Origin of the sequence: Blautia sp. HCP3S3_H10_2 (genome assembly GCF_052122375.1) — a bacterium.
Classification (GTDB): Bacteria; Bacillota; Clostridia; order Lachnospirales; family Lachnospiraceae; genus Blautia_A.
Genome location: NZ_JBQKCL010000005.1, coordinates 83,685 through 100,101, shown reverse-complemented (window position 1 = coordinate 100,101; position 16,417 = coordinate 83,685). Strand labels below are relative to the sequence as shown.

Below are 16,417 nucleotides of genomic sequence, written 5' to 3'. Positions count from 1 at the left end.
TTGTCCCATACTAGAAAGTGCAGAAGCACAACACAATATAAATAAGTATCCGCCAAATAGATTTTTACAGTTGCAACATCAAAAACAAAAGAAAAGGATGTGAACACATGTACCAGAAACGAAAATACAAAAATTTTATCCTGCTCTGCCTCGTCCTTGACCTTCTGGCAATGATATTTCTAGGATATCGTTATCTGGACCGGAAAATTCCGGACGAAATACACATTGACAGAAAAGGCGGTGTAAACCTTTCACAATTGGAAAAGCTTCCTTTTATGACTTTTGGAGACGCGGTTACCGCATCAGGCGAAGGGAGTTACCACCTGACCTGCAGGCTTTTTGGAAAAATTCCTTTTAAAGAAATAAAAGTTACCCCAACTGAATCAGACAGCATTCTGGTCAGTGGAAGCACAGTGGGTATTTACATGGAAACAGCCGGAGTTCTGGTAATTGATACCGGGGAAATTCTTTCCGGTGACGGTCAGCTACAGGATCCTGCAAAAAATATTTTAAAGCCCGGTGACTATATTGTTTCACTAAATCAACAGAAAATATCCTGTAAGCAGGATTTAATCAATGATCTGGAAAATATAGACGGAAGCACTGTCACCATGGATGTGCGAAGAGATAACAGTACCATCCCTGTTTCTATCACTCCGGTACAGGATTCTTCTGGAAATTACAAGCTGGGAGTCTGGGTACGGGATGATACTCAGGGTATCGGTACTCTTACCTATGTGACAAAAGATGGTAATTTTGGCGCTCTAGGTCACGGAATCAGTGATATCGACACTGGAAATCTCCTTTCCATCAAAGGTGGAAATCTTTATTGTGCCCAGATTCTCGGGGTGCAAAAAGGGGAAAAAGGAAGTCCCGGGGAGCTTTCCGGGCTGATCCGATACCGAAATGATAATGTGATCGGGCATATTCGCACTAATAACACAAACGGAATTTATGGAAGCTTTATAGATCAAATTCCAAATAATTCAGGAAATAGCCAAACAGATAGTTCTGTCAAAGCTTCCAGCCAAAAGAATAATAATTCCTGGGATTTTTCACATTGTTTTTCTGATAATACCTTACAACAAATTTCTCTCCGCCAGATGAAAATCGGCTATAAGCAGGAAGTCCAGACCGGACCAGCCTCTATTTTATGCAATATCGGAAATGGGGTAAAAGAATACAGTGCAGAAATCACCAGAATTGATATGAACCATGAGAACAGCAACAAAAGCTTCGTTATCCATATAACCGACCAGGAGCTCCTTGATGCCACCGGAGGTATTGTACAGGGCATGTCTGGCAGCCCCGTGCTGCAAAACGGCAAGGTGATCGGTGCCATTACCCATGTTTTTGTCCAGGACGCCACAAGCGGGTATGGGATTTTTATTGAAAATATGCTGGAAATTTCGTAGATTGAGAAAAGGGAAGGATTTCCATTTCAAAAATCCTCCCCTTTTCTCTTAAAATTACAGTCATACATTTCGTGGGAAATTACTTTCTATATTTTATTTCCTAACTACATAGAAATTTTACCTGGGCAATGGCATCCGCATACAAACGGATAGGACAATTATTTCGTAAATACTGCACCATCCAGCCTAGCTTTACACTCTCCTGCCAGCTTCTTCATCTCCCTGGCATTCTCCAGCACTGCCCCTGTGATCTGTGCGCCACCGAGAAGGCGGGCAAGCTCCCGGATTGAAGCTTCTTCATCCAGGGTATGTATCTGCGTGGTGGTTTCTGTCCCTTCCACGTGCTTCTCAATCTCGAAATGGGAATCTGCCATTGCTGCGATCTGGGGCAGATGGGTAATGCAAAGCACCTGGTGATGATGACCGATCACTGCCATCTTCTCCGAAACCTTCTGGGCCGTACGTCCACTGATTCCGGTATCAATTTCATCGAAGATCAAGGTCTCAATCTGATCACGGTCTGCCAGAATTGCCTTCAATGCAAGCATGATTCGGGAAAGCTCACCACCAGAAACGATTTTACCAAGTGGCTTCAGGCTTTCTCCCGGATTTGTAGAAATTTCATATTCAATTTCATCAAATCCATTGTCTGTGAAACTGTTTTTCCGGTTAAACGTGATCGCAAATTTCACATCAAGGAAATTCAGGTCTTTCAGTCCCTGGATTACCTTCTCTTCCAGCTGCCTGCTGTATTCTTTACGAACTTCTGAAAGACTGCTGCATGCAGCTTCCAGTTTTTTCTGTGTCTTTTTCAGTTCCTCTTTGGCCGCTTCAAAGATCTCTTCATATTTCTGAAGCTTTTCCAGTTTTTCCTGCTGTTTTTTCTGATAGGCCTGAATTTCCTCTATCTGCTGGCCGTATTTTGCTTTCAGGCCGTTGATCAGATCCAACCGACGCTCTGTCTCATAAAATACCGATTCGTCAAAGGTCATATCATCCATATAGGAGGACAGCTCTCTGTTAAAATCATTGAGAAGTCCATCCACCTCAGAAAGTGTCTGGGAAAGAGATTCCAGCTGTTCGTCATACTCTGTCACCCTGGAAAGCTCCCTGAGAGCTTCCCCTACCGCTTCACCAGCTCCCTGTCCGTCATATCCGGTAAGAGCATGGGCACTTTGGAGGGAATCGATGATCCGGCGTCCATTTGACAGTTTCCGGTATTGCTTTTCCAGTTCCTCATCCTCACCTGGTACAAGGGAAGCTTTCTCGATCTCATTGATTTCAAATTCCAGAAAAGCCATCTCCCTGTTTTTTTGTTCCTCATCCATATCAAGGGATTTCAGCTCTGCCTGGCATTTCTTATATTCCTGGTAAGCAGCTTTCACTTTCTCTTTTTCCGGAAGGATTCTCTCCCGGCCGTACGCGTCCAGAATCTCCAGCTGCTTCTCCTCATAAAGAAGAGACTGGTGCTCATGCTGCCCGTGAATATCAAGAAGGCATGCCGCCGCAGCCTTCATCTGGCTTACCGTACTTGTCTCCCCATTTATCTTATTAATGCTCCTGCCATCCATAATTTTCCTGGACATAAGTACCTGTCCATCTTCCGGATAAATGTCAAGTGCTGCAAGAGCCTCTTTCGCTTTCGTATTTTCCACCTGAAATAAAAGCTCCACCAGTGCATACGGTGCATTTTCCCTGATCATGCTTCTGGATGTCTTTCCCCCTAGGATCAGCTGCATAGAGCCCAGAAGAATGGACTTACCAGCGCCAGTCTCACCAGTGAGAATATTCAGCCCAGGTCCGAATTCTACTTCGATTTCATCGATAAGTGCAAGGTTTTTTACATGTAAATGTACTAACAAAGTTGACCTCCTTACCTCTCAAATAACAGCAATCGAGCAGGAAATTCCTGCCCGATTTACTCTATGTTTCCAGTCTGCTCTATAAAAGCAGATTTTTTCCACTATTATCTTCTGTTCAAAATACCGCCCAGTTTCTCCATAACGCCTTCTGCCAGCTCGACACTCTTGCAGGCACACATAATGGTATCATCTCCTGCAATGCACCCCAGGATTTCCGGCCATTTCAGAGCATCCAGGGCAGTAGCAACTCCCATTGCCATTCCGGTAACCGTCTTGATCACTACCAGATTCTGTCCCACGTCAATGGACACAACCGCATCATTTAATACTCTTGTATACTGATCTCCCAGTCTGGGCTGGGCATCCTGCAGGATAGCATAACGGGATTTCCCGTCTTTTCCTGCAACCTTCGTCATTTTCAGTGCACGGATATCTCGTGAAACCGTTGCCTGTGTCACCTTAAAACCGGCTTCATTCAATCTGGCTGCAAGCTCTTCCTGTGTATCTATGTCATATTCTTTTATCAGCTCGATAATCTTCTCATGTCTTGCTAATTTCACGTTTTAACCTCCCTGCAGAAAGCGTTGCTTAAGAACTATGAAGCTAAGAACAACTCTTTTTTTCAGCTGTCCCGCATTTTCTGTCTCAGCACTTCCACAAAACTGAGATGGTTCAGCTTCAAAATTCTGGTTTTTACTTTAGCTTTCCGAATCACGATCCGGTCTCCCGTAATCATAGGAATCTCAGAATCCCCATCAAAGGAAGCCAGTCCCTTTTCACAATCCTGATGGCGTCCCTCGCCCATTTCCACCGTGATCACATCATCAGCAGGAAAGACAATGCTCCTGCTGTTTAAAGTGTGCGGTGCGATGGGAGTCATAATGGTCATCTCCCCACTTGGGGAAACAATCGGACCACCTACGGAAAGGCTGTATCCAGTGGAACCGGTAGGTGTAGAAATAATGATTCCATCTGCATTGTAAGAATTCAGATACTCGTCATTGACAAAATTCTTAAACCTGACTACGCGAAGAGGTCCTTCCCTTGCAATTACAATGTCATTTAACGCAATATCCTCACCGATGACCTTATCTCCCCGGTAAACTGTACCAGAAAGCATCATCCGCTCTTCCACCTCATATATATCTGCCACCAGCTTATCAAGTGCCTGGTAAACAGACTGTCTGTCCACCTCAGCCAGAAAGCCCAGATTTCCAAGATTTACTCCCAGAAGAGGAATCTGGCTGCGTTTTTCATCATGGGCCGCCTGAATGTCTCTGGCAGCCTGCAGAAGGGTTCCGTCACCGCCAAGCACAATAATACACTGGGTTTCTTCCGGGATCTTTCCTGGTTCTGTATAGTGAAAGGGTCCATCTGGCTGTCTTCCTGCAAGCTGTACTTCACAGTGGCTTCCCCTTTTTTCGAGGTAATCTACTACCTGACCTGTAAATTCCAGATTTTTATCCTTTTCACTATTCGTTATAATATAAAACTCATTCATAACTTAAGTTCCTGTATTCCTATATGGTGATATCCGCATAAGCAGATCAATTCTTTTAATTCGCCGCAGGTTTATCCAGCGCCCCATGAGCCTGTGCAACCACATCCTCTACCTTTACAGTAAGGCTGTCCGGCACTTTGGTTCCCTCCGGTCTTTTTTTCAGATGAAGCAGGTATTCAATGTTTCCCTCGGGTCCTTTGATCGGGGAAAAGGATAAATGGCATGGCTCAAGAGCGATACTCATGGCAAAATCCCTGACTTTCTCTATGACCTCCTCATGTACGGCAGGATCACGGACAACGCCTTTCTTCCCTACTTTTTCCCTGCCAGCCTCGAACTGAGGCTTGATCAGGCAGACGATCTCACCATCCTCTGTAAGAAGATTTCTCACAGGGCCCAGCACTTTCGTCAGGGAAATAAAAGAAACATCAATCGATGAAAATTCAGGTTTTTCCTGAATATCCTCCGGAACCACATAACGGATATTTGTTTTCTCCATGCAGACTACCCGCGGATCATTGCGGAGCTTCCAGTCCAGCTGACCATATCCAACATCAATTGAATAAACCTTCACACCGCCGTTCTGGAGCATGCAGTCTGTAAAGCCTCCGGTAGAAGCCCCCACATCCATACATACCTTTCCCTCAAGGGACACATCAAATTCATTCATGGCCTTCTCAAGCTTCAGACCTCCACGACTTACATAGGGAAGTGTATTTCCACGTACCTCCACTTTCACTGTGTCTGCAAACATGGAGCCTGCTTTGTCTTCTTTCTGTCCATCCACATAAACCTGTCCGGCCATAATATATGCTTTTGCTTTTTCCCTGGAAGGTGCAAGAGCGCGCTCCACCAGCATCATATCCAATCGTTTCTTCATTCTTCCATTCCCGCTTCCGAAATTTTATTTCAACTGTTCAAAGTTTTCAAACAGTTATCTTTTTACTATTATATCTACAATTCCCTGACTGCTAAGTCCCAGCTGTTCCCTGAGGCTGTCAACGCTTCCATGGGGCACAAAACGGTCTGGAATCGCTACCGGCATCACCTGGATACCAGGATGCTTTTCCTCCATATAACCGCATACATGCTGTCCGAAACCGCCATTTTCCACATTTTCCTCTACCGTTACGAGCAGGCTGTGATCTGTCGCCAGCTCATCCAGCAATGCGGTATCCAATGGCTTCACAAAACGGACATTTACAAAAGTAGGATCGTATCCCTCTTTTTTCAGTTTCCGGCAGACATCCTCACAGATTTCTACCATACTGCCCAATGCCAGAACTGCGATTTCTTTCCCCTTATGGAGTACTTCGCTTTTGCCAAGTTCCACAGGAGTCTGGTATTCCTGCAGTCCCTGGTAAGCATTTCCTCTCGGGTAACGGATTGCCACAGGTCCTTCTGCTTCTACAGCAAAACGGAACATTTCCTTTAATTCCCAGTCATTTTTCGGTGCCATCACGGTCATTTCCGGCATCATGCTAAGATAGGAAATATCAAAATTACCCTGATGAGTCTCTCCGTCTGCACCAACCAGTCCGGCTCTGTCCACAGCAAAGATCACGTGGAGCTTCTGCATACACACGTCATGGAGCATCTGATCCACCGCTCTTTGTAAAAACGAAGAATAAATCGCCACTACCGGAATCATCCCGCCAAGTGCCAGTCCTGCTGCAAAAGAAACTGCATGTTCTTCTGCAATTCCCACATCAAAAAAACGGTCCGGGAATCTCTGGGAAAATTTCTTCAGCCCCGTGCCATCTGGCATGGCCGCTGTGATTGCAACCAGCTTCTTCTCTTCCACTCCAGCCTCGCACAAAGCGTCTGCAAAAACATCTGTATAACCTGGACAGACTTTTTTCTGGGTTGGTCTGCCTGTCTTGATATCAAAAGGGCCAATTCCATGGAACAGATCCGGATTACGCCTTGCGGGCTCATATCCCCGGCCTTTCTCAGTAAGTACATGAACTACAACCGGTCCTTTCACTCTCTTTGCCTCATTAAACAGCCGCATCATCTGACGCATATTATGTCCATCTACAGGGCCAAGATAAGTCAGTCCCATATTTTCGAAGAGCATTCCCGGAATAAACAGCTGTTTAATACTGCTTTTTGTCCTTCTTACGGCATCCACCATGGCCGTTCCCACATGAGGAATCTTCTTTACAGCCTTGTTCAGGCTCATCTTCATCCCGGTATAAGCTTCTGCCGTACGAAGGGCACTGAGATAATTTGACATTCCTCCTACATTTGGGGAAATGGACATATTATTGTCATTCAGGACAATGATAAAATTCGTTTCCAGCTCAGCAGCGTTATTTAACGCCTCATAAGCCATACCGCCAGTAAGTGCACCGTCCCCGATCACGGAAACCACATGGTATTTCTCCCCAAGGAGATCCCTTGCGCGCACATATCCGAGACCTGCTGAAATAGAATCTGAGCTATGCCCTGCGTCAAAAGAATCGCAGCTGCTCTCTCCTCTCTTTGGGAAACCGCTTAAGCCACCTTCCTTGCGCAGCGTATCAAATTCTCCTTTTCGTCCGGTCAGGATCTTATGGGTGTAAGCCTGGTGGCCTACATCCCAGATCAGCTTATCATCTGGAAAATCCAGTACATTATGCAGTGCCAGTGTAAGCTCTACCACCCCAAGATTGGACGCCAGATGTCCTCCTGTCCTGCTGACGGATTCAATCAAAAAGCTTCGTATTTCATCAGCCAGCTGTGGAAATTCAGCCAGAGGAATCTTGTGAATATCGTTGGGCTTTTCTATTTTATCCAGAATCATTCGTATCCTTCTTTCACTTTCTGCGTCCCACAAGTTCCCTTATCAGGGTAAACAGAAATTCATTTTTCTTATTCAAGCCTTCCAGAAGCTCTACTGCCTCATCAGACAGCTTTTTCACCTGCTGTGACGCTTTTTCGGTTCCCATGAGGGTCACATAGGTAGTTTTATGGTTCTTCTCATCACTGTGGATAGGCTTTCCCAGCTCCTCTGCAGTGCTTGTCACATCCAGGATATCGTCCTGGATCTGGAATGCAAGGCCAATATTTCCCGCTGCCTTTTCTATCACAGAGACTTCCTCTTCAGAAGCCCCGCCAAGAATAGCACCTGTCATCATGGACGCCTCAATAAGCGCAGAAGTCTTGTTTTCATAAATATAATCGATCATCTCACGGCTCATGGGTTTGCCATCATTTTCCACATCTACGCTCTGTCCGCCCAGCATTCCATAAAGTCCGGTCTTATGGGACATCACTTTAAGAGCCTGGATCACACAAGCCTGGTTTCCCTGTGTTTCTTTCAGGTCAAAGGCTGTGAACATCACTTCATAAGCATAATTCAGAAGAGCCACGCCGCTAAGGACTCCCATTGCCTCCCCGTAAACCTTGTGGGTTGTGAGACGGCCTCTGCGGTAATCATCATTATCAAGAGCCGGCAGGTCATCGTGGACCAGGGAATGGGTATGAATCATCTCCATGGCTGCCATAAACGGATAAGCAAGCTTCTCCTCACCGCCAAACATTCTCAGAGTCTCCAGGATCAGCATAGGACGAAGACGCTTTCCCCCTGCTAGAACACTGTAATTCATGGCCTGTGCCATGGTCCGCGCAAACCCTTCTTCTGCCGGAAGATAAGACTCCAGCACTTTTTCAATTTCTTCCGTTCTTTTTTTTAACTCATCTTGAAAATTCACTAAGCGTACCATCCTCATTCATCTGCAGCATTTTCTTTTCTACAGTGTCAAGTTTATCGTTGCAGTATTTCAGAAGCTCCATTCCCTGCTTATACAGCCGGAAAGAGTCCTCCAGGGAGGTCTCACGGTCTTCCAGCCTGCCAGCCAGATCGTCCAGCTGTGCAAAAGCCTCCTCTAAAGACTTCTCTTCTTTCTTTTCTTCAGCCATCATCCCGTGCCTCCTTTTTCGTATTCTGTACAGTGGCTTCGACCGTACCATCTGTTACATAAACCAGCAGACTATCCCCTTGTTTTACCTGGGAAACAGATGTCACCGTTTTTCCCTCTTTATCTGAAACGTAAGAATATCCCTGATTCAGCTTCCTAAGAGGAGAAAGACCGTTGAACCGTTCCAGATAGAGGGACAGTCTGTGTCTTTTGTCTTTTATCTTTTGTTCCATGGCAGACTGGATACGTTCCTGCATATCTGTCGCGTACTGCTGGTGATCCTGCAGGCGCCTTACAGGATTCAGATATTGCAGACGTGTCCTGTATTTTTCCAGCATTGCCCTGCTTACATCTATTTTATTCCACACGCCCCGCTCCAGCCGCTCCTGATAGCCCTTCATGGAATCCAGAAAGCTTCTGCAGTCAAAATAGGCAAGCTCCGCCGCAGCAGACGGAGTAGGAGCGCGTAGATCTGCTACAAAATCAGCGATGGTAAAATCAGTCTCATGTCCTACCGCCGAAATCACAGGTGTATGACATTCAAATATGGCCCTTGCCACTTCTTCTTCGTTAAAGGCCCATAATTCCTCGATGGAGCCGCCGCCACGGCCTACGATGATCACATCCACATCTACCTTATCCAGCGTCCGGATTCCCTGCACGATACTGGCAGCTGCGCCTTCTCCCTGCACCAGGGCAGGATAAAGGATCGTCTGGATAAAAGGATTCCGTCTGAAGGAAACATTAGCTATGTCTTTGATCGCAGCTCCTGTAGGAGACGTAACGATACCCACTCTGTGACAGTATTCCGGTACCGGCTGCTTGTACTCCTGGGCAAACATCCCCATATCTTCCAGTTCCTGCTTCAGGGCAAGATATCTCTCATATAATGCACCTGCACCTTCCAGAGTGATCTCCCTTGCATAAAACTGATAAGCTCCGTCCCTCTCGTAGACTTCGATCTTTCCACCTGCGATCACATTGTCCCCATCCTTCATGCGAAAAGCAAGACCTCTTCGTGATCCGGCAAACATTACACATTTTATGATCCCGGTCTCATCCTTCAGGGAAAAATAAATGTGCCCTTTGGAGTGGTATTTGCAGTTGGATACCTCTCCCTTTATATAAATATTCTGTAAAAAGTAATCCTGGGTAAACATGTTCTTCACATATCGGTTTACCTGGCCAACAGAATATACATTATTCATTCTTATTTTCCGGTGCCTTGGAGCTTACATTACGGTTAACTACCACAATCGTCTTGGACGGATCTTTTACCTTGAAGCCAGACTTCGGTCTTGCCGGCTCTTTCTCCTGGTTTTTCGCAGCTGTTTTTTTCGCAGCAACTTTCTTATCAGGATTTGCGATCTTACCAAGAATACCGTTTACAAATGCACCGGACTCTTCAGAACCGAAGCATTTGGCAAGTTCAACCGCCTCGTTGATAGCAACTCCTACCGGCACTTCTTCTTTCTCATATTCAAGCTCATACACAGCCAGACGAAGTACGGTCAGGTCAACCCGGTTCATACGGCTGGTCTTCCAGCCCATACTGATGCTGTTCAGCTTCTCGTCAAGTTCTTTGGTATGATTCATAATGTTCATATACTTACGGCTGATATATTCTTTATCAGCTTCTTCCAGATTCTCAATATCTTCGAAATATAAAGCGAGCTGCTCTTCCATTTCCTTCTGTGTATTAAACTCGCTGATAAAAAGCAGCTTAAATATGTGTTCTCTCTGTTCCCTTCTTCTCATGCTTCCTCCTATTATTTAACTCCCTATCCTGTGCAATATCTATGAATAAGGCATGCAAGCATGCCTTATTCATAGCTGCCTCACAGGACTTTCATAGTAAAAAAAGGAAAGGTTTACTTTCCTTTTTCATTCTCCATATCTACGCTTGCAATATGAATATTCACATCTGCAACTTCAAGTCCGGTCATATTCTCAATGGCTGCCTTAACCTTCTCCTGGACCTTCTTGCTGGTCTCAAGGATATTCATGCCATATTCAATATTCAGGGTAAGATCTACGCTTACCACACCGTCAACGATCTCTACCTTAACGCCCTTGGAAAGATTCTTCATTCCAAGCTTGCTTACCAGCTCGTTAGTAATATTACCAGCCATGGAAGCAACACCATCTACTTCTGTAGCAGCCAGTCCGGCGATAATGGTAACTACCTCATCTGCGATCTGAACTTCTCCGATTCCTTCAATATCCTGTATTTTATATGTTGTTCTCTTTTCTGCCATGCTCACAAACCTCCTAGGTTTAATCTGTCAGGTGCGCCCTTGGTGCTGCCGCACAGGACTTTCATAGTAATTATTAACATTATATCAAAACACTCAAAAAATGAAAAGAGTTATTTGCTGAATTCGGTTAATATTAAATCTGGATTACGGTCCTCTGTCATACCAACACTCCATGCATTGATAAACAGAAGCAGTGGATTGCCCTTCAGGTCAGTAACCTTCTTCATGTCAGAAGTTCCAACGATCTTGTCCACATTTACCTCGTCCTTATTTGCGATCCACCTGATATGCTCATAAGGCAGATTTTCCAGACGGATTTCCACATTATACTCATTTTCCAGACGGTATTTCAAAACGTCGAACTGAAGCACACCAACAACACCCACGATGATCTCTTCCATATTTCCGTAAAGCTCCTGGAAAATCTGGATAGCACCCTCCTGTGCGATCTGATTGATTCCCTTTACAAACTGCTTTCTCTTCATGGTGTCCAGAAGTCTTACCCTTGCGAAATGCTCTGGTGCGAATGTAGGGATTCCTTCAAATGCAAATTTGTTTCCAGGACTGCAGATGGTATCTCCAATGGAAAAAATACCCGGGTCAAAGACTCCGATGATGTCTCCTGCATAAGCCTCATCAACTACATGGCGGGACTCAGCCATCATCTGCTGTGGCTGGAGAAGACGCATCTTCTTGTCACCCTGTACATGGTAAACCTCCTGAGACGCATCAAATTTGCCGGAGCAGATACGCATAAATGCAATTCTGTCGCGGTGTGCTTTATTCATATTTGCCTGGATTTTAAATACGAAGGCTGAAAAATCATCACTCATAGGATCCACAAGACCGGTATCTGCCATTCTTGGTAGAGGGGATGTGGTCATTTTCAAAAAGTGCTCCAGGAAAGTCTCCACACCAAAGTTGGTAAGGGCTGATCCAAAGAATACTGGTGTCAGCTCTCCCTTGCTTACCATCTCCTGGTCAAATTCTGCACTTGCGCCGTCCAGAAGCTCGATTTCCTCCAGAAGCTGATCCTTCTGTTCCGGATCCATAACCTCAAGTGCATGAGGATCATCCAGATCGATTTCCTCAAAATTTCCCTCTTTGGTACCCTTCTGGGTATCTGTAAAGGTAAGAACTTTATTTGTATTACGATCATAAACACCACGGAATTTCTTACCGGAACCAATGGGCCAGTTGATCGGACAGGTTGCGATTCCAAGCTCCTTCTCGATCTCGTCCAGAAGGTCAAAGGTGTCATTGGCATCACGGTCCATTTTATTGATAAAGGTAAAAATAGGAATGTGTCTCATAACACAGACCTTGAACAATTTTCTTGTCTGTGCCTCAACACCCTTGGATCCGTCAATTACCATGACTGCAGAGTCTGCCGCCATCAGGGTACGGTAAGTATCCTCAGAGAAGTCCTGATGTCCCGGTGTATCCAGAATGTTGATACAATATCCATCATAGTGGAACTGCAATACGGAAGAAGTAACGGAAATACCTCTCTCCTTCTCAATTTCCATCCAGTCTGATACTGCATGGCGGGCCGTTGCCTTTCCTTTAACACTGCCGGCCAGATTAATGGCTCCGCCATACAGCAGGAATTTCTCAGTCAGAGTAGTCTTACCTGCATCCGGGTGGGAAATGATGGCAAAGGTTCTTCTTTTTTCTATTTCTTTCGTATACTTCGACACGTTTAGCCTCCTATTTGAATTCTATATTCCAAAACCTACATCTGTACATCTGCTTACGTCATCTCTGACGGACAACCGCATTTCCTGTACAGTATGCCTGTATTCTTACTTTTTTGCAGCATTCCTATTCTAGTATAAGGATAGCTGCACTGTCAAGGGGGTATCTTGGCAGATTGTACCGAAACTTATCCCAATTGTCCATTAGCTGTATTTCTAATCCGGTATGTTTTCTGATATAGCCGTATCATCATCCAGATCTACCGAAGTCTCCAAGGATTCATCTTTATTCACCAGCTCCTCTTCACTTTCATTTAAAGGTGTGATCACTATGTTCTCCGGAGCAATTCCGGTTTTCCGTTTTACGATATCTTCTATCTGTGCTCTTTTGGCATCTGTCAGATCTGCTTCCGGCACCACTACATCAGCGGTCTCACCAGTCAGGTTTACGATTACATTTTCAAAGCCTTTTGCCTCAAGAAGAAGCTCTGCTGCCGCTTCCTTTTCAGTCAGATCAGCCATGGAAACCATGGTGCTTACAGCCTCCTGCTTCTGATCATCCTCCAGATCCTGGTTATTGATGATTGCCTGCAGATCTGCCTTGTTCTGGGAACGGATCTGTTCCCTTGACAGTTTTGCCTGGGCAGCAAAATCAGAAGCTGCTGTAAGTACCGCTTCTCCCGGTGTACTTGTGGTCTGGTCCTGTACATCTGTAAGGCTGTCTTCTGTCCCATTCTCATCCAGAAGTGCTGTTTCATCAGTAAGGTCGTAGTTCACATCCTCAAGGATACTACTGCTATCCGCACTGGTCTCTTTGTTTTTCAGGCCAAGATCTACATCTGCAAAATTCAGGTATCCTGCAACTGCGATCAATACCGCCAGTGAAGTAATGATTACCTGGTTCTTTTTCAGAATCTTTTTCACTTTACCTCTCCTCATTTCATTTTGATCACTTTTATTTTATGGGCATCCAGCTGAAATAATGCCATAACTCCCTCCACAATATTCCTGGAAACCACAGAATTGTCTGCTCCCTGCGCTGCGATCAGCACTCCTGTCACTGCTTCTTTCCCGGAGCTGTAGAAGCTGCTGCTGTCTTTTTCCTCCCCGGTCATAAGGATCACACGTACTTTTCCCACCCCTTCCACCTGGGACAAAAGATCTTCCAGCTTTTTTTCTAATGTAGTCCGCTCTGCTTCTGTGCTCTCATAAGAAGTATCAGCAAAAAAAGAACTACTTTCGCTGCCTGCCGCCAGAGAACTATCTTTCTTATCCGACACCGGAAGTGCTATCACTGTGAGAAGCAGTCCCAGAAGAAGCAGGATCACCCACTGTCTGCTCCCCATTTTCCCCAACAAAGATTTCACAGTTTTCTTCCCGGATTCCCCAGTTTGCTGCAAGTTCATCTTTTATCCCCCTCTCACTTCCTGAATCTGGCACCTCCTTTGTCCATACAGACGCTTTTAGCAGCTCTCCTTCTATATGTACTTCACACTGTATGGCTTCTATGCCTTTTTTCTGCAAAGCTTCCAGGATATTTTTTCCCAATTGCTTCTCCACACCTTTTTCCAGAAGACTTTTCTGAAGATTTTCCATATCCATTGTAAGCCGCTGTCTTTCCTCCTCTTGGTATAGATTCAAAAAGCTCTCAGGCAGCTCCCTGCTTTTTTCCAGAATCGAAAGCACAGGTGTGATCAACATGACAATCAGCAGCAGTCCCATAAAAAAACGTACATATCGTTGGTACTTCTCTGTGGGCACCAGATAAATGAACATGGTGAGGAGGATATAAAATATGGCAAGACACTTCACCCAGCTGTAGATTGCTTCTTTCATAGGCTCATCTCCCCACTGACGCCATAAGGATCACAAATGTAAGAATACACAATATTTCTGCTGTCAGCATAATCCGAAGCAGCATAGCACATCCTTCCCCCATTGTTCCAAGGCAGCCAACGATCCGTTTATCGGATACCGGCTGCGCGATTGCCCCTAAAAAGCGATAGCCAAGGGAAAGCAGTCCATAGTGGATAACGGGTCCTGCTCCTACAAGGAACAATGCCAGCACAGAGACCGCACCCAGGCAGTTTTTCACAAGCAATGCCCCCGTCAGGATCAGCTCAGTCACCACGTTCACCGCATTTCCCACTGCCGGAATCGCCCCTGCAGTTTTTCCTATGGCAGTTCTTTTGAGTGCATCCATGGCAGGCGCCACAAGCCCCCGCACTGCCTGAAGTCCCAGCACTGCCCCCAGCATGGTCTTTAAGCTCCAGCTGATCAAAGTTTCCAGAAGCTCTGCCATTTTGCTTAGCATGTCCTCCTTGGAAAGATGATTTACCAGACAGAGAAGCACATACAGATTCGCGCCAGGCAGGATCAACGTCAAAAGCAGCCATTGTACCAGCCACACCAGAAGTAATACCCCCTGGTAGAATACAGATGCAGTAACGGTTCCGGAAGCTGCTGAAATTGCTATGAAATAAGCAGGTGCCAGACCTTTCATGAACTGTGTCATCCAGTCCAGCTGCTTTCCCAGAGAAATCCCAAGCTGCTGGTAGCTGTCCATTAAAATGGTAAATAACAGAAGGTATACCATATAAAAGCTTACATCTCCGATCTGGCTGTTCTCAAATACTGCTGCAAAATTGGAAAACACTGCTGCTGCCAGCACCAGGAGCAGAATCCGGAAAAAATTTTCCCGTTCTTTTTCTATTCTGTCAAAAAAGAGGCTGCGCAGAAATTGCTGCACCGCCTCTTTTGAAACTACGCTCTTGCCGTTTATCATATTTTCCAATGCTGTTCCTATGGAAAAACTGTTATTTCCCAGCATTTCGTCCATCAGCTTCTGCACCTGTTCGAAGGACATATCAGAAACCATTTGGCTGGTGACACTTTCTGAAATCCCGGAATCTGCATGGGTCGTTTCTGACTCTTCATCCATAATGTCTGTTCTTTCTGTAGCTGCAAAGCTTTGTCCACTCTGTGCTTCTGCTTTGACTATCCTGTTTTCATTTTGCCAGCAGCTCACAAAAATCATAAAAGAGAAACTGACACAAGCTGCAAAAATTCCATAATATCTTTTTGCTGCGCCAGTTTTCATACCATAAACTCCTGAATGGTCTTTAAAAGTGCCATCAGCACCGGCATACTCAGTACCATTACCGAAAGCTTACAAAACAACTCGATCTGTGCAGCTGTAGTGCTGTAGCCTGCATCCTTACAGATTCCCGAAGCAAACTGGCCGATGTAAGTAATCCCGATCATTTTTACCAGAACTGAAATATATTCTGTATCTACAGGAAGAGCCTCCTTTATTTTCCCAAGGGAATCAAAGAGATAACCTATTTTTCCCACAGCCAGTCCCATGATCACAAGCCCGATTCCCACTGTAATAAAACAGGCGTATTCCGGTCTGGTTCCCTTCATAAGGAATCCCAGCATAACACCGCATACGCCCAGTAAAGAAATCTTTATAATGTCCATGTTCCACCTCCAGTTCACTTCCGGCAGGTTTTGACGATCAAAAGCTTTCACCATAATCCAAATATTTTTACTATATTTCAAATACTTTTATTATAATTCAAATAATTTTTTTATACTGTCGAACAGTTCATAGATATATGGTACGATCCAGAAAAGCACTACCAAAAGGCCTGCCAGACTGACCAGAAACGCCTGTTCTTCCCGTCCGCTGTGTTTGAGCACCTGGGAAAGTATGGAGACCAGGATCCCCACAGCAGCAATTTTGAATATAATACTGACTTCCAAGGTGTCTCCTT

18 protein-coding genes are annotated in these 16,417 nt (G+C 45.2%); 1 reads left to right on the top strand and 17 read right to left on the bottom strand.

Annotation, left to right across the window (positions count from 1 at the left end; all coding sequences use genetic code 11):
* Positions 1–107 precede the first annotated feature (107 nt).
* Positions 108–1,415: a SpoIVB peptidase S55 domain-containing protein gene (locus ACTQWB_RS06825; protein WP_441501219.1), complete on the top strand. Its 1,308-nt coding sequence runs from the start codon at positions 108–110 to the stop codon at positions 1,413–1,415.
* A 158-nt stretch (positions 1,416–1,573) separates the two neighbouring features.
* Here the strand turns inward: ACTQWB_RS06825 and recN are convergent, their stop codons facing one another.
* The 17 genes from recN to spoIIIAC form a co-directional block, all read right to left on the bottom strand.
* Entirely contained in the window at positions 1,574–3,277 is a 1,704-nt protein-coding gene (recN, locus tag ACTQWB_RS06820; RefSeq protein WP_441501218.1) for a DNA repair protein RecN, read from the bottom strand.
* Between the two features lie 104 nt (positions 3,278–3,381).
* Positions 3,382–3,837, bottom strand: coding sequence for an arginine repressor (gene argR, locus ACTQWB_RS06815; protein ID WP_441501217.1), 456 nt, complete (start codon positions 3,835–3,837; stop codon positions 3,382–3,384).
* 62 nt (positions 3,838–3,899) lie between these two features.
* Entirely contained in the window at positions 3,900–4,778 is an 879-nt protein-coding gene (locus ACTQWB_RS06810) for an NAD(+)/NADH kinase (RefSeq protein WP_441501216.1), read from the bottom strand.
* 55 nt (positions 4,779–4,833) lie between these two features.
* Positions 4,834–5,658, bottom strand: a complete 825-nt coding sequence (locus ACTQWB_RS06805; protein WP_441501215.1) for a TlyA family RNA methyltransferase — start codon at positions 5,656–5,658, stop codon at positions 4,834–4,836.
* Positions 5,659–5,712: 54 nt separating this feature from the next.
* The gene (gene dxs, locus ACTQWB_RS06800; protein ID WP_441501214.1) at positions 5,713–7,566 is read right to left on the bottom strand and encodes a 1-deoxy-D-xylulose-5-phosphate synthase; all 1,854 of its coding nucleotides are present in this window, start codon (positions 7,564–7,566) and stop codon (positions 5,713–5,715) included.
* 13 nt (positions 7,567–7,579) lie between these two features.
* On the bottom strand, positions 7,580–8,476 hold the full coding sequence (locus tag ACTQWB_RS06795) for a polyprenyl synthetase family protein (protein WP_441501213.1): 897 nt from the start codon (positions 8,474–8,476) through the stop codon (positions 7,580–7,582).
* On the bottom strand, positions 8,460–8,684 hold the full coding sequence (gene xseB / locus ACTQWB_RS06790; RefSeq protein ID WP_441501348.1) for an exodeoxyribonuclease VII small subunit: 225 nt from the start codon (positions 8,682–8,684) through the stop codon (positions 8,460–8,462). The genes ACTQWB_RS06795 and xseB overlap by 17 nt, the downstream gene beginning before the upstream one ends.
* The gene (gene xseA, locus ACTQWB_RS06785; protein ID WP_441501212.1) at positions 8,677–9,891 is read right to left on the bottom strand and encodes an exodeoxyribonuclease VII large subunit; all 1,215 of its coding nucleotides are present in this window, start codon (positions 9,889–9,891) and stop codon (positions 8,677–8,679) included. The genes xseB and xseA overlap by 8 nt, the downstream gene beginning before the upstream one ends.
* On the bottom strand, positions 9,884–10,441 hold the full coding sequence (gene nusB / locus ACTQWB_RS06780) for a transcription antitermination factor NusB (protein ID WP_441501211.1): 558 nt from the start codon (positions 10,439–10,441) through the stop codon (positions 9,884–9,886). Before nusB ends, xseA begins: the two co-directional genes overlap by 8 nt.
* Before the next feature lie 113 nt (positions 10,442–10,554).
* Positions 10,555–10,941: an Asp23/Gls24 family envelope stress response protein gene (locus ACTQWB_RS06775; protein ID WP_441501210.1), complete on the bottom strand. Its 387-nt coding sequence runs from the start codon at positions 10,939–10,941 to the stop codon at positions 10,555–10,557.
* A 110-nt stretch (positions 10,942–11,051) separates the two neighbouring features.
* Complete coding sequence (locus ACTQWB_RS06770) at positions 11,052–12,641, bottom strand: peptide chain release factor 3 (protein ID WP_441501209.1); 1,590 nt, start codon at positions 12,639–12,641, stop codon at positions 11,052–11,054.
* A gap of 213 nt (positions 12,642–12,854) precedes the next feature.
* Positions 12,855–13,562 (bottom strand): SpoIIIAH-like family protein, encoded by a 708-nt coding sequence (locus ACTQWB_RS06765; RefSeq protein ID WP_441501208.1) that lies wholly within the window; start codon positions 13,560–13,562, stop codon positions 12,855–12,857.
* Between the two features lie 11 nt (positions 13,563–13,573).
* A complete protein-coding gene (locus ACTQWB_RS06760; protein ID WP_441501207.1) occupies positions 13,574–13,966 on the bottom strand; it encodes a hypothetical protein in 393 nt (130 codons plus the stop codon).
* On the bottom strand, positions 13,908–14,474 hold the full coding sequence (locus ACTQWB_RS06755; protein WP_441501206.1) for a stage III sporulation protein AF: 567 nt from the start codon (positions 14,472–14,474) through the stop codon (positions 13,908–13,910). Before ACTQWB_RS06755 ends, ACTQWB_RS06760 begins: the two co-directional genes overlap by 59 nt.
* 4 nt (positions 14,475–14,478) lie before the next feature.
* The gene (locus ACTQWB_RS06750; protein ID WP_441501205.1) at positions 14,479–15,738 is read right to left on the bottom strand and encodes a stage III sporulation protein AE; all 1,260 of its coding nucleotides are present in this window, start codon (positions 15,736–15,738) and stop codon (positions 14,479–14,481) included.
* Complete coding sequence (locus ACTQWB_RS06745; RefSeq protein WP_441501204.1) at positions 15,735–16,121, bottom strand: SpoIIIAC/SpoIIIAD family protein; 387 nt, start codon at positions 16,119–16,121, stop codon at positions 15,735–15,737. Before ACTQWB_RS06745 ends, ACTQWB_RS06750 begins: the two co-directional genes overlap by 4 nt.
* A 90-nt stretch (positions 16,122–16,211) precedes the next feature.
* Positions 16,212–16,406, bottom strand: coding sequence for a stage III sporulation protein AC (gene spoIIIAC / locus ACTQWB_RS06740; protein WP_441501203.1), 195 nt, complete (start codon positions 16,404–16,406; stop codon positions 16,212–16,214).
* Positions 16,407–16,417: the final 11 nt, after the last annotated feature.